The organism is Microbacterium sp. LWS13-1.2 (assembly GCF_040144835.1).
In the GTDB taxonomy this organism is placed as follows: domain Bacteria; phylum Actinomycetota; class Actinomycetes; order Actinomycetales; family Microbacteriaceae; genus Microbacterium.
Map to the genome: position 1 here is coordinate 3353279 of NZ_CP151632.1, position 12896 is coordinate 3366174.

Annotated in this window: 11 protein-coding genes; 6 read left to right on the plus strand and 5 right to left on the minus strand. The window is 70.7% G+C overall.

Features of this window, described 5'->3' with window-relative positions:
• Positions 1-107 precede the first annotated feature (107 nt).
• The 5 genes from MRBLWS13_RS15560 to MRBLWS13_RS15580 all read left to right on the plus strand — a co-directional run bounded on the left by MRBLWS13_RS15560 (position 108) and on the right by MRBLWS13_RS15580 (position 4933).
• Positions 108-1325 (plus strand): Gfo/Idh/MocA family oxidoreductase, encoded by a 1218-nt coding sequence (locus MRBLWS13_RS15560; RefSeq protein WP_349426238.1) that lies wholly within the window; start codon positions 108-110, stop codon positions 1323-1325.
• Positions 1322-2014: a ThuA domain-containing protein gene (locus MRBLWS13_RS15565; protein WP_349426239.1), complete on the plus strand. Its 693-nt coding sequence runs from the start codon at positions 1322-1324 to the stop codon at positions 2012-2014. The genes MRBLWS13_RS15560 and MRBLWS13_RS15565 overlap by 4 nt, the downstream gene beginning before the upstream one ends.
• Entirely contained in the window at positions 2011-3120 is a 1110-nt protein-coding gene (locus tag MRBLWS13_RS15570; RefSeq protein ID WP_349426240.1) for a Gfo/Idh/MocA family oxidoreductase, read from the plus strand. The genes MRBLWS13_RS15565 and MRBLWS13_RS15570 overlap by 4 nt, the downstream gene beginning before the upstream one ends.
• Complete coding sequence (locus MRBLWS13_RS15575) at positions 3117-4622, plus strand: alpha-L-arabinofuranosidase C-terminal domain-containing protein (protein ID WP_349426241.1); 1506 nt, start codon at positions 3117-3119, stop codon at positions 4620-4622. Before MRBLWS13_RS15570 ends, MRBLWS13_RS15575 begins: the two co-directional genes overlap by 4 nt.
• A 176-nt stretch (positions 4623-4798) precedes the next feature.
• On the plus strand, positions 4799-4933 hold the full coding sequence (locus tag MRBLWS13_RS15580) for a hypothetical protein (protein ID WP_349426242.1): 135 nt from the start codon (positions 4799-4801) through the stop codon (positions 4931-4933).
• A gap of 75 nt (positions 4934-5008) precedes the next feature.
• Here the strand turns inward: MRBLWS13_RS15580 and MRBLWS13_RS15585 are convergent, their stop codons facing one another.
• Genes MRBLWS13_RS15585 through MRBLWS13_RS15600 form a run of 4 tightly spaced genes read right to left on the minus strand, consistent with a single transcriptional unit; the run spans position 5009 to position 10507 of the window.
• Positions 5009-7312 carry a glycoside hydrolase family 3 N-terminal domain-containing protein gene (locus MRBLWS13_RS15585; RefSeq protein ID WP_349426243.1) on the minus strand — a complete coding sequence of 768 codons (2304 nt, stop codon included), beginning with the start codon at positions 7310-7312 and terminating at the stop codon, positions 5009-5011.
• A complete protein-coding gene (locus tag MRBLWS13_RS15590; RefSeq protein ID WP_349429083.1) occupies positions 7309-8187 on the minus strand; it encodes a carbohydrate ABC transporter permease in 879 nt (292 codons plus the stop codon). Before MRBLWS13_RS15590 ends, MRBLWS13_RS15585 begins: the two co-directional genes overlap by 4 nt.
• 14 nt (positions 8188-8201) lie before the next feature.
• Entirely contained in the window at positions 8202-9200 is a 999-nt protein-coding gene (locus tag MRBLWS13_RS15595; protein WP_349426244.1) for a sugar ABC transporter permease, read from the minus strand.
• Positions 9201-9217: 17 nt separating this feature from the next.
• The gene (locus MRBLWS13_RS15600; RefSeq protein ID WP_349426245.1) at positions 9218-10507 is read right to left on the minus strand and encodes an extracellular solute-binding protein; all 1290 of its coding nucleotides are present in this window, start codon (positions 10505-10507) and stop codon (positions 9218-9220) included.
• Positions 10508-10682: 175 nt separating this feature from the next.
• Here MRBLWS13_RS15600 and MRBLWS13_RS15605 point away from each other — a divergent pair, with 175 nt between their 5' ends.
• The gene (locus tag MRBLWS13_RS15605; protein WP_349426246.1) at positions 10683-11678 is read left to right on the plus strand and encodes a LacI family DNA-binding transcriptional regulator; all 996 of its coding nucleotides are present in this window, start codon (positions 10683-10685) and stop codon (positions 11676-11678) included.
• Between the two features lie 16 nt (positions 11679-11694).
• Here MRBLWS13_RS15605 and MRBLWS13_RS15610 read toward each other — a convergent pair whose 3' ends face one another.
• Positions 11695-12858: an ROK family protein gene (locus MRBLWS13_RS15610; protein ID WP_349426247.1), complete on the minus strand. Its 1164-nt coding sequence runs from the start codon at positions 12856-12858 to the stop codon at positions 11695-11697.
• Positions 12859-12896: the final 38 nt, after the last annotated feature.

The following is a 12896-nucleotide window of genomic DNA, read 5'->3' on the forward strand; positions in this document are numbered from 1 at the left end:
GTCTCACGGGCACTGCATCACTTTCGCGCACACCGGAGGTTTTGCGCAACATTGTCGCGACGCCGAGCGGGCGATGGCATCGTCTGTGGCTGGAAAGGGCACACCCGATGACGACGACGACATCGCCGCTGCGGATCGCACTGATCGGCACCGGCTTCATGGGCCGCATGCACACCCATGCCTGGCGCACCGCGCCGCGCTTCTTCGACCTGCCGCTGACTCCACAGCCGGCGCTGCTCGTCGGGCATCGCGCCGACGCGACCGCCGAGGCCGCAGCGCGCTGGGAGTGGCCGGAGCACTCGGTCGACTGGCGCGAGGCCGTCGAACGCGACGACATCGACGTGATCGACATCTGCACCCCCGGCCAGACCCACGCCGAGATCGCGCTCGCCGCGCTCGCCGCCGGAAAGCACGTGCTGTGCGAGAAGCCGCTGGCGAACTCGGTCGCCGAGGCGGAGGAGATGACGGATGCCGCATCCCGCGCCGGCGTCGTCGCCATGTGCGGCTTCAGCTACCGCCGCACCCCCGCACTCACCCTCGCGCGGGAGCTCATCGCGGCGGGTCGCGTCGGCGAGATCCGGCACGTGCGGGCGCAGTACCTGCAGGACTGGCTGAGCGACCCCGACGCGCCCCACACCTGGCGGCTGGACCGTGATCGGGCGGGTTCGGGCGCGCTGGGCGACATCGGCGCACACAGCATCGACACCGCGCAGTGGCTCACCGGCCAGGACATCACGGCGGTCTCGGCGACCCTGCGCACCTTCGTCACGTCGCGACCGCGTCGCGGGGCGGTGGAGGGCCTGGGCGGCGTCGCCGCCGACACCTCCGACCGGCTCCCGGTCACCGTCGACGACGCGGCGGCGTTCACCGCCCGGTTCGACGGCGGCGCCCTCGGCGTCTTCGAGGCGACGCGCCTGGCGACCGGACGCCGCAACGCCAACCGCATCGAGATCAACGGCGACCGCGGCGCGATCGCGTTCGACTTCGAGCGGATGAACGAGCTCGAGGTGTACGACGCCGCCGACGATGTCGCGCAGGGCTTCCGGCGCGTGCAGGTCACCGAGGCGCAGCATCCGTATGCCGGCGCGTGGTGGCCCGTCGGCCACGGACTCGGGTACGAGCACCTGTTCACGCACCAGGCCGTCGACTTCGTGCGCGCCGTCGCCGGCGAGATCCCCGTGTCGCCCACCTTCGCCGACGCGACCCAGGTGCAGCGCGTGCTCGCCGCGGTCGAGCAGAGCGCCGCGCACGACAGCATCCTGACGACGGTCGCCGCCGGCGCCGTCGACGCCCCCGAACGCCCCGTGGAAGGGAACCTCTCATGACCCGCACCGCTCTCGTCGTCCGTGGCGGATGGGACGGCCATCACCCGGTCGAGGCGACCGAGCTGTTCCTGCCGTTCCTCCGTGACAGCGGCTTCGACGTCACCGTCGAAGAGGACCCTGAGGTGTATGCCGACGCCGACCGCATGGCCGGGACCGACCTCGTGCTGCAGTCCGTCACGATGTCGCAGGCGTCGAACGAGGCGGTGCGCGGGCTCCGCGAGGCCGTCGCCGCCGGCACCGGGCTCGCCGGATGGCACGGCGGCATCGCCGACTCTTTCCGCGCGAGCTCTGACTACCTGCAGCTCGTGGGCGGCCAGTTCGCCACCCACCCCTCGAAGCACCCCGACGAGGTGCACGGCGACCAGACCGACAACTACCTGGACTACACCGTCGAGATCACCGACCTCGGCCGCCGGCACGAGATCACCGCCGGCATCGACGACTTCCCGCTCACCACCGAGCAGTACTGGGTGCTCTACGACGACCTCATCGACGTGCTCGCCACGACCACTCACCCGGTGCAGCCGTATCACCCGTGGCACCGGCCCATCACGTCGCCGGCCGTGTGGACGCGGGACTGGGGCCAGGGGCGCGTCTTCGTGTCGACGCCCGGTCACAGCCTCGACGTGCTGCAGGACGCCAACGTCCGCACCATCATCGAGCGCGGCATCCTGTGGGCGGCGCGATGACCCCGGGCAGCGTCGGCCCCGGCACCGCGACCGACATCGGCATCGTCGGGCTCGGCGTCATCTCGCGCCAGTACCTCGACACGCTCCTGGGCGCGGAGGGCGTGCGGATCGCCGCGGTCGCCGACCTCGACGCCTCCCGAGCGCAGGCAGCGGCCGAGAGCATCCCGGGCTGCCGCGCGCTCGGCACCGACGAGATGCTCGCCGATCCCGGCGTCGGCACGGTCCTCAACCTCACGATCCCCGCCGCACACGCCGAGGTGGCTCTGGCCGCTATCGCGCACGGCAAGGACGTCTTCGGCGAGAAGCCGCTGGCGGCGACGCTCGCGGATGCGACGCGGGTGATGGATGCCGCAGCCGCCGCGGGCGTCCGCGTCGGGGGTGCGCCCGACACCGTGCTCGGCACCGGCGTGCAGACCGCGCGCGCGGCGATCGACGAGGGGCGGATCGGGCGGCCGGTGTCGGCATCCGCCATGTGGATCTCGGCGGGCCACGAGTCGTGGCATCCGCATCCCGACTTCTACTACCGCGAGGGCGGCGGGCCGCTGCTCGACATGGGTCCCTACTACGTCACATCGCTCGTGCAGCTGCTCGGACCCGTCGAGGCCGTCTCGGGCGCCGCGTCGCGCTCGCGCGACGTCCGTGTGATCGGCGCCGGGCCCCGGGCGGGGGAGAGCATCGGCGTCGACGTCGACACCCACCTGACCGGCATCCTGCATCACGCATCCGGAGCGATCTCGACCGTGACCATGAGCTTCGACGGCGTCCGCTCGACCGCGGCGCCGATCGAGGTGCACGGCGTCGACGGGTCGCTGATCGTGCCCGACCCCAACATGTTCGCCGGCGACGTGCAGTTCCACCCCCGTGGCGGCTCGTGGCAGACCCTGGAGCCGTCGGCCGGGTACGCGGATGCCGGCCGGGGCATCGGCCTGCTCGACTTCGTCGCCGGGCCGGGCAGAGCGAGTGGCGCGATCGCGCTGCACGTCCTCGAGATCATGACGGCCCTGTCGGACTCGGCCGCGTCCGGCGTGCGCGTCCCGCTGCGCACCACGGCGGAGCGCCCGTCCCTCGTCCCCCTGACCCCCGCATCCGAATGGAGAAGCCTGTGACCACGGCCCGCGCCGTCATCGACCTCGACGTCCCCGGCGACGTCATCAGCCGCCACCTCTACGGCCACTTCGCAGAGCACCTCGGCCGTTGCATCTACGGCGGGTTCTGGGTCGGCGAGGACTCCGCGATCCCGAACGTGCGCGGCATCCGCTCCGACGTGGTCGAGGCGCTGCGGGCGCTCGGCATCCCGAATCTGCGCTGGCCCGGCGGCTGCTTCGCCGACGAGTATCACTGGCGCGACGGGATCGGACCCCGCGAGAACCGGCCGCAGATGATCAACACGCACTGGGGCGATGTCGTCGAGAACAACCACTTCGGCACGCACGAGTTCATGGACCTGTGCGAGATGCTCGGCGCCGACGCGTACGTCAACGGCAACGTCGGCAGCGGCACGGTGCGCGAGATGAGCGAGTGGGTCGAATACCTCACGCGCGACGGCGACAGCCCGATGGCGCGGCTGCGGCGCGAGAACGGGCGCGACGAACCCTGGAAGGTGCCGTTCTGGGGCATCGGCAACGAGGCGTGGGGCTGCGGCGGCAACATGACCGCCGAGCAGTACGCGCTCGAGGCTCGCCGCTACGGCACCTTCTGCCGCAACCACGGCGGCAACGACCTGTACCGCATCGCGGCCGGCGCATCCGACGACGACATCACCTGGACCCGCGCGCTCATGGAGTCGCTCGGATGCCTCACCTGCGGGTCGAACCCGTCGCCGGTGTTCCAGGGCGTCTCGTTCCACTACTACTCGCACGCCGGCGCGGGCATCAACACCGAGCCGGCGACGGAGTTCGACGCCGAGCAGTACTACGGCACGATGCGCAAGGCGATCGACATCGAGCGGGTCATCCGCCGGCACGAGGCCGTCATGGACTCGTACGACCCCGACCGCAAGGTGGGCCTCATCCTCGACGAGTGGGGCACCTGGTGGAACGTCGAGCCCGGCACCAACCCCGGCTTCCTGTTCCAGCAGAACACCGTGCGCGACGCCCTGGTCGCCGCCGTCCACTTCGACGCCTTCCACCGCCACGCCGGGCGCCTCAAGATGGCGAACATCGCGCAGACCCTGAACGTGCTGCAGGCGATGATCCTCACCGACGACGACGGCGCGATGGTGCTCACCCCGACCTACCACGTGTTCGAGATGAACCGCGGGCACCACGACGCGACCGCGCTGGCGGCGCACGTGCTGTCGTCGCCGACGGCGGCGGACGATGTGCCCGGCCTGTCGGTGTCGGCGTCGACCACCGACGGCTCAGCGCTCGTGTCGCTCTCGAACCTGTCGCTCGACGCGCCGCTCGACGTGCGCGTCGACCTGCGCGGGCGCACGGCCACCGTGCGGCGTGCCCGGGTGCTGACGGGGACGGATGCCGCCTCCCACAACACGCCCGAGACCCCCGACGCCGTGGCGCCGGCGCCGCTCGACACGTCGCTCGACGCGGGTGTGCTGACCGTCTCGCTGCCGCCGCACTCCTTCGCCACCGTCGAGCTCGACCTGGCGTAGCGGGCGTACGCGCCACGAACAGGGCCCCGCGGCGCATCGCCGCGGGGCCCTGTTCTGTTGGTCGAGCGCGGGCTCGCGGCATCCCACGGTCCCTTCGCCGACAGGTCAACCGGCCTTGTGCAGGAGATCCCCGCGCGGTATCTCCTGTGGAAGCGCGGTTGACCTGTTGAAGGCGCGTGAACGAGGGCCTCACGGCGCATCGCATCGCGGCCGGCCGGGATGCCGGAGCCGGGCTCACGGCATCCCACGGTCCCTTCGCCGACAGGTCAACCGGCCTTGTGCAGGAGGACCGCGTGCTGGATCTCCTGTAGAAGCGCGGTTGACCTGTTGAAGAGGCGAGGAGGGCCCCGCGGCGCATCGCCGCGGGGCCCTCCTCGCAATCCGGGTCAGCGCACGGGCAGGGCGTCCGCGTCGGCCAGGACCGTGGCCGTCGCGGCCCGGGGATCTGCTGCCGTGACGACGTGGACGTCGCCGGTCAGCTCGACCCGGACCTCTGCGTCGCGCTGCGCGCACGAGGGGCCGACCCAGAGGTCGATCTCGCCCGGCTCGACGATGCGGCGACCTTCGCGCCCGGTGAACGCCAGGCGCGTGGCCGGCACGGCGAAGCTCACCGACACCGACTCGCCCGGCTCCAGCGACACCCGCTGATACGCGAGCAGCTGCGCGACCGGACGCGTGACCGACGCCACCCGGTCCCGCGCGTACAGCTGGACGACATCCGTTCCCGGCCGGTCTCCGGTGTTGGTGACGACGACCGACACGTCCAGGATGCCGTCGGTCGCGGCATCCGTCGCGATCAGCGATCCGCGCTCGAACGTCGTGTACGTCAGACCGTGGCCGAAGGGCACGGCCGGGGTGTTGTCGGCGCTCGTGATCTCGGTCGGGCCGCCCAGCACCGGGTGCAGGTAGGTGTAGGGCTGGGCGCCCGCCGACCGGGGGAGCGATACGGGGAGGCGCCCCGACGGCTCCGTGCGGCCGGACAGGATCCCCGCGATGGCGGGACCGCCCTCCTCGCCCGGGAAGAAGGCCTGCAGCACCGCGTTCGCGGCGTCCGGCCCCTCGAGCATCCAGCCGATCGCGTACGGGCGCCCGGAGACCACCACGACGGTCGTCGGCGTGCCGGTCGCGATGACCGCCTCGACGAGACGGCGCTGTGCGCCGGGCAGCTCGAGGTCGTCGACGTCGTTGCCCTCGCCTACGGTGCCGCGGCCGAACAGGCCGGCCCGATCGCCGACGACGACGATCGCGACGTCAGCGGCTGCCGCCGCCTCCGCCGCTGCGGCGATCCCGCTGGTGTCGGGATCCTCGACCTCGCAGCCGCGCTCCAGCACCACGTGCGCACTGGCGAACTCGCCGCGCAGCGCCTCGGCGATGGTCGGCATCTCGAAGCCGAGCGGCGTGCCCGGGTGATGCGCGAGCACGTGGTTCGCGAAGGAGTAGCACCCCATGAGCGATTCGGCCGAGTCGGCGTTGGGGCCGATCAGCGCGATCCGTCCGGGAGCCGAGAGCGGCAGCAGTCCGTCGTTGGTCAGCAGCACGACCGATTCCTCGGCGGCCCGCCGGGCTAGGGCACGCAGCGCGGGATCGTCCAGGTCGATCTCGGTCGGCGGTGACTCGAAGTCGGCATCGAGCAGACCGAGACGCTCCTTCTGTGCGAGGACGCGCAGCACGGCACGGTCGACGAGCTCGACCTCCTCGGGATGCGCGGCGAGCCGGGCCCGCAGCGGCGCCGCGAACGCGTCCGCGGTGGGCAGCTCGATGTCGATGCCGGCGCGGAGGGCGAGCACCGCGGCCTCGCCGAGATCGGCGGCGACACCGTGGAGCGAGTGCAGGAACGCGACCGAGAAGTAGTCGGCGACGACCGTGCCCTCGAACCCCCACTCGTCCCGCAGCAGTCCGGTGAGCAGGGTGGGGTCGGAGGCCACGGGGACCCCGTCGATCTCGGCGTACGAGTTCATGACCGACTGCACGCCGCCGTCGCGGATCGCCATCTCGAACGGAGGCAGCACGACGTCCTGCAGCCGCCGTCGCCCCATCTGCACGGGGGCGTGGTTGCGGCCTGCCTGCGACGCGGAGTATCCGGCGAAGTGCTTGAGGGTCGCATCGACCCCGGCCGACTGCAGCCCGCGCACGTAGGCGGTGCCGATCGTGCCGACGACGTAGGGATCCTCGGCGATGCACTCGTCGACGCGGCCCCAGCGGGGGTCGGTGACGACGTCGAGCACGGGGGCGAGGCCCTGGTGGATCCCGAGTGCGGCCATGGATCGCCCGATCGCCGCACCGACCTCCTCGGTCAGCTCCGGGTCGAACGCGGCGCCCCACGCCAGCGGCGTCGGGAACGTCGCGGCCTTCCACGCCGCGAGCCCGGTCAGGCACTCCTCGTGCACGATCGCCGGAATGCCCAGGCGGGTCTCGGCGCGCAGGCGCCGCTGCTCCGCCCAGAGCCACTCGGCCCGCGCGATCGGATCCACCGGTCGCGTGCCGTACACGCGGGTGAGGTGACCGAGGCCATGGGCCGTCGCCTCCTCGTACGGGCCGGTGTTGCCCCGCTCGCCGGCCATCGGCGCGACGACCTCGCCGCCCTTGTCGACCCAGTAGCCGACGAGCTGCGCGAGCTTCTCGTCCAGCGTCATCTGCGCGTGGAGGGACTGCACCCGCGGCGAGACCGCGGACATCACGACGTCGCTCATCCCTTGACCGCCCCCGTCAGGCCGCCGACGATCCGCCGCTCGAACAGGCTGAAGAACACCAGCGCGGGCAGCATCGACAGCGACGTGAAGGCGAGCACCTTCGCCGTATCGACGGAGTACTGCGACGAGAACGCCTGGACACCCAGCGGGAGGGTGAACTGCGCCTCGTCGTTCAGGATGAACAGCGGCAGCAGGTAGCCGTTCCAGCTTCCGATGAAGGCGAGGATGCCGACGGTGATGACACCGGGCACCGCGAGCGGGAGCACCATGCGCCAGAAGAACGACAGGCGTCCGCATCCGTCGATGTAGGCGGCCTCCTGGATCTCGTCGGGGATCGCCCTCAGGAACGGGACGAGGATGATGATCGTCGTCGGCAGTGCGAACGCGATCTGCGGCAGGATGACGCCCGGGAGCGTGTTCATGAGCCCGAGGTTGCGCACCACGATGTACAGCGGCGTGATCGCCACCGTGATCGGGAACATCAGGCCGGCGGCGAACAGCGCGTACAGCGCCCCGCGACCGGCGAAGCTGTACCGGGCGATGACGTAGCTCGCCATCAACCCCAGCGCGACCGCGCCGACGGTCGTCGCGAGGGCGACCATCGTCGAGTTCAGCACCTCGGTCCAGAACAGTCCGCTGGTGAGGACGTCGATGTAGTTCTGCGGGTTCCAGCTCACCGGCAGGCCGGACGGGTCGACGGTGATCTCGGAGTTCGTGCGGAAGCCGCCGATGATGATGTACAGCACGGGGCCGAGCATCAGCGCGATGATGACCAGGGCGATGAAGTACACCGCTGGGCTGCCCCACGGGAGCTTGTTGACGTCGCGGCGGCGTCCGGGCACCGTGTCGCGAAGGGTGATGGTCCGGGTGCTCATCGAGTCCGTGGAGCTCACTTGACGCCCCTCTCTGTGATGGCCCCCGCGGTGTCACGGCGCAGGATCGTGCGCTGGTAGATCAGGGCGACCACCAGGGAGATGACGAAGATGACGACGGCGACGGCGCTGCCGTACCCGAAGTTCCCGGAGTTGCGTCCGGTCGCGACCATGTAGATCGCCATCGTGTTGGTGCCCGCGACGGACGACACGTACTGACCCCAGATGATGTAGACGAGGTCGAAGAGCTGCAGCGCGCCGATGATGGAGAGGAACGCCCAGATGCGAAGCGTCGGCCCCAGCAGCGGGAGGGTGATCGTCCGCTGGATCTGCCAGTAGGACGCGCCGTCGATCGCGGCGGCCTCGTACAGCTCCTGCGGAATCCCCTGGAGCCCGGCGAGGAAGAGGATCACGGCGAACCCGATGTACTTCCAAGTGAGGATCGCCATGAGCGTCCAGATCGCGATGCTGGGGTCGGCGAGCCAGTCCTGCGCGAGCCAGCTGAGTCCGACCTTCTCGAGGAAGCCGTTCACCGCTCCGTTCGTGGCCAGCATGAGGCTGAACCCGGTGCCGACGATGACCTCGGCGATCACGTAGGGGACGAAGATGAGCACACGGATCACGGACTGACCGCGCATCCTGCGGTTGAGCAGCAGCGCCAGCAGGATCGCGACCGGGCCCTGGAGCACGAGCGATGCGACGACGATGAAGGCGTTGTGCCCCAGCGCCTGCTGGAAGATCGGATCGGTGAAGATCGTGACGTAGTTCTGCAGGCCGATGAACTCGGTCGCCGGGCCGAAGCCGGACCAGCGGAAGAACCCGTAGTACGCGGCCATGATGACCGGGAAGATCACGAAGCCGACGAAGAAGATCAGGGCCGGCCCCACCAGGATCATGACCTCGAGGCGGCCGGCCCAGCCTAGGCCTCGGGGGCGCCGGCGGCCCTGCGGCACCGACGGGGGCGGCGTGGTGCCGCCCCCGTCGTGCTCTGCAAGGCCGCGAGCGTCAGAAGACATCTCGCGGGTAGACACGATCAGCCCTGCTTGCCTGCCGCGTTGACCGCGTCGACGAGCTTCTGCGGGTCGCTGTTGCCGGCGAGCATGTCGACGACCGCGACGTTGAGGGCGTTGCCGACGTTCTGGCCGAGCACCGTGTCGAGCCACTGCGAGACGAACGGAGCGTTGTTGTAGGCCTCGAGGATCTGCTGGAGGTACGGCTCGGTGACCGCTTCCTGCGCCACCGTGTTGACCGGAGGCGAGTTGAACGCCTTGTAGTACGCCGTCTGCTGCTCGGCGCTGGCGACGAAGTTCAGGAAGTCCGCGCACTCCTCCGGGGCATCGACCGAGCACGAGTATCCGTCGACGCCGCCCATCATCGAGCCCGGCTCACCGTCGCCGCCCGAGATCTCGGGGAACGGGAACCACGCGAGGTCGGGGAGCGGCTTCTCGTCGGGCGTCAGCGATGCGATCACACCCGGGTCCCATGCGCCCATGAGCTCCATCGCGGCCTGGCGGTTGGCGATGAGGCCGGCCGAGCTGCCTGCACCCTGCTGCGGCTCCGTGGTGAGGAACCCGTCGTTGAAGGGGTTGATCGCCGCGAAGTCCTCCAGGTCCTCACCGGCGCGCAGCCAGCACTCGTCGCTGAAGTCCTTCGTGTCGCCCGTCTCCTCGATGACCTCGGGGCTGCACTCGCGGATCGCGAAGAAGTAGTACCAGTGGGCGGCAGGCCACGCGGCCTTCGCGCCGAGGGCGATCGGCTCGATGCCCGTCTCCTCGAGGCTCGTCACCGCGGTCTTAAGGTCGTCGATGGTCTCGGGGGTCTCGGTGATCCCGGCGTTGTCGAAGGCGTCCTGGCTGTAGAAGAACCCACCGGGCAGCACCGAGAGTGGCATCGCCCACACCTTGTCCTGATACGTCTCTGCGGCGAACGAGCCCTCGGGGATCTCGCTCTTGACGTCGTCCGCGATCAGGTCGGTCAGATCCATCAGCTGGCCGGCGTTGACCATCGCGGTCATCTTGCCGCCGCCGCGCTGCAGGAAGATGTCGGGCGCGTCGCCCGCGTTCAGAGCCGTCTGCAGCTTTCCGTCCATGTCCTCGTTCTGGACCGACTGCATCTTGATCGTGACGCCGGGGTTCTCCTCCTCGAACGCGGCGATCGCGTCCTTCCAGAACTGCTGGCCAGGACCGGTCGTCGAGTTCTGCCAGAGCGTCATCTCGACGTTGCCGTCGCTGTTCTCGTCGGAGCCGCCGGCACTGCAGCCGGCGAGCGCGAGCGCGCCGACGACGAGTGCTGCGGAACCCGCGAGGATTCTCTTGCCCATCATGTGATTCCCGTTTCTCTTCATCGAGGAGCACCTCTGCTCCGGGGTGCGGTGGTCGGCGCGATCGGGTCGCGCACTGCTCGGCGCTGCGACCGAGCAAGCAAAAGTGTGCGTGCGCAACAAATAGTTTGTCAAACGTTTTCGAAAACGGTTTCAATGCCGTTACGCTATCGAGATCATGAAGCGTCGTCCCACCATCACGGATGTCGCCGCTGCGGCCGGCGTCTCCGTCGCCACCGTGTCGAAGGCGGTCAACGGCCGCTACGGCGTGGCCAGTGAGACGGCCGACCGCGTCCTCGCCGTCGTCGCGGAACTCGGCTACGAGTCGAGCCTCATCGCCAGCAGCATGCGCTCGCGCACGACGGGTGTGATCGGGGTGCTGGTCGCCGACTTCGAGCCGTTCAGCGCCGAGATCCTGAAGGGCGTCGGGCAGGCGCTGCGCGACTCGCGCTACGACCTCCTCGCGTACTCGGGCTCGCACGGCTCGGCGGAGGGGTGGGAGCGGCGCTCGCTCTCGCGCCTGAGCGGCACGCTCATCGACGGCGCCATCATGGTCACGCCCACGGTGGTCAACGTCGGCGCCGAGGTCCCCGTGGTCGCCATCGATCCGCATACCGGGCCGGCCGACCTGCCCACCGTCGAATCCGACAGCTACGGCGGCGCCCTGCAGGCGACGCGACACCTTCTGGAGCTCGGCCATACGCGGATCGGCTTCATCGCCGGCCGCCCGGACCTGCGTTCGTCGATCGCGCGCGACGCAGGGTACCGGCGGGCGCTGACGGATGCCGGCATCACGGTCGACCCGGCTCTGGTCGGCTCGGGGAGCTACCGCCAGGACGCCGTGCGCGTCGCCGCACTCGAGATGCTCCGACGCGGCGATCGCCCCACCGCCGTCTTCGCCGCCAACGACATCTCGGCGATGGAGATCGTGAAGGTCGCCGCGGAGCTGGGGCTCGGTGTGCCGCGTGACCTCTCCATCATCGGATTCGACGACATCCCGGAGGCCTCCAAGTCGACGCCGGCCCTGTCGACGGTCCGCCAGCCCATGCAGACCCTGGGCGCCGAAGCGGCGCGGCTGCTGGTCACCCTCATGGACGGCGAGACGCCGGCGGCGACGCACGTGACGCTGCCGACGCGGCTCATCCCGCGGGGCACCACCGCTCCGCCGCTCTGACGACGACCGAGCCCGCTCAGTTCAGCGCGACACCCGCCGGATCGCGCAGCAGCTCCGCGAACGCGGCCTCGGCGGCGCCGATGAGCAGGCGATCCTCGGCGAGTGCCGCCGGCCGGATCTCGAGGTCCTCGCCGTTCGCCGGCATGGTCTGGGCGACGACCGCCTCGGTGAACCCGTCCAGGTCATCGGTGGCGAGCATCGCCAGGAACCCGCCGAGCACCACGACGGCCGGATTGAGCACGTTGACGGCATTGGCCAAGGCTGTGGACAGGATGCGGCGCTGCCGTGCGATCTCGTCGCGGACCTCGGGCGAGCGCGCCGCGCGCAGCATCTCGGCGAGGGCAGGCTCGTCGGCGTTGTCGCGACCGAGGACGGCGAGCAGGCGTGCGCGGCTCACCTCGTCCTCGAGCACGCCGCCACTCGCGCGGCGATCGGCGCTCGACGCGATGCCGGGGCGGTTCTGCCCGAATTCGCCGGAGTAGCCCGAGGCGCCGGCCACCGGCATCCCGTGCACGATCAAGCCGCCGCCGATGCCGCTCGCGCCGCCGTTGAGGTAGACCACGTCGTCGATGCCGCGCGCGGCGCCGAACAGGTGCTCCGCGAGCACGCCCAGCGCCGCGTCGTTGCCGACCACGGTGGGAAGGCCCGTCGCGGTCTCGATGAGCTCGCGCAGGGCGGTGTCGCTCCACTTCAGGTGCGGCGCGTCTCGCACCAGGCCGTCGGAAGCCCGGACGAGTCCCGGCACCGCGACGCCGATCCCCGCGATCGCCGCCTCGGCGAGGTCGTCCTCGCGCCACGCGTCGATGCGCTCGCCGATCAGCTGCGCCGTCCGCTCGGGGCCCAGCAGGCCGGACATCTCGAGGCGCTCGCGCCGACGCACTGTGCGATCCAGCCCGACGGCCGCCATCGAGAGCGCGTCGACCTCTGGGTTCACCGCTATCGTCACGACGCGCGGGTGCGGCGCCACCAGCGGAGACGGCCGACCGACGCGGCGGCTCGGGTCGGGCGCGCGCTCCTCCACGACTCCCAGGGCGACGAGGTCTCCGACGAGGTCGGCGATCGTCGAGCGGTTGAGGCCGGTCGCTCCGGTCAGTGTCGCGCGCGAGACGGGACCGTCCAGGTGCGCCAGGCGCAGCAGCCGCGACAGGTTCGCTTGGCGACTGCCCACCGGCTCGTTCATACCCTCACTGTAGAGGCGACCCGGGACGCGATCGCACA

Coding starts and splice junctions, on each gene's coding strand:
- MRBLWS13_RS15560 (WP_349426238.1), top strand. CDS start 108: ATGACGACGACGACATCGCCGCTGCGGATCGCACTGATCGGCACCGGC.
- MRBLWS13_RS15565 (WP_349426239.1), top strand. CDS start 1,322: ATGACCCGCACCGCTCTCGTCGTCCGTGGCGGATGGGACGGCCATCAC.
- MRBLWS13_RS15570 (WP_349426240.1), top strand. CDS start 2,011: ATGACCCCGGGCAGCGTCGGCCCCGGCACCGCGACCGACATCGGCATC.
- MRBLWS13_RS15585 (WP_349426243.1), bottom strand. CDS start 7,312: ATGAGCGACGTCGTGATGTCCGCGGTCTCGCCGCGGGTGCAGTCCCTC.
- MRBLWS13_RS15590 (WP_349429083.1), bottom strand. CDS start 8,187: ATGAGCACCCGGACCATCACCCTTCGCGACACGGTGCCCGGACGCCGC.
- MRBLWS13_RS15595 (WP_349426244.1), bottom strand. CDS start 9,200: ATGTCTTCTGACGCTCGCGGCCTTGCAGAGCACGACGGGGGCGGCACC.
- MRBLWS13_RS15600 (WP_349426245.1), bottom strand. CDS start 10,507: ATGATGGGCAAGAGAATCCTCGCGGGTTCCGCAGCACTCGTCGTCGGC.
- MRBLWS13_RS15605 (WP_349426246.1), top strand. CDS start 10,683: ATGAAGCGTCGTCCCACCATCACGGATGTCGCCGCTGCGGCCGGCGTC.
- MRBLWS13_RS15610 (WP_349426247.1), bottom strand. CDS start 12,858: ATGAACGAGCCGGTGGGCAGTCGCCAAGCGAACCTGTCGCGGCTGCTG.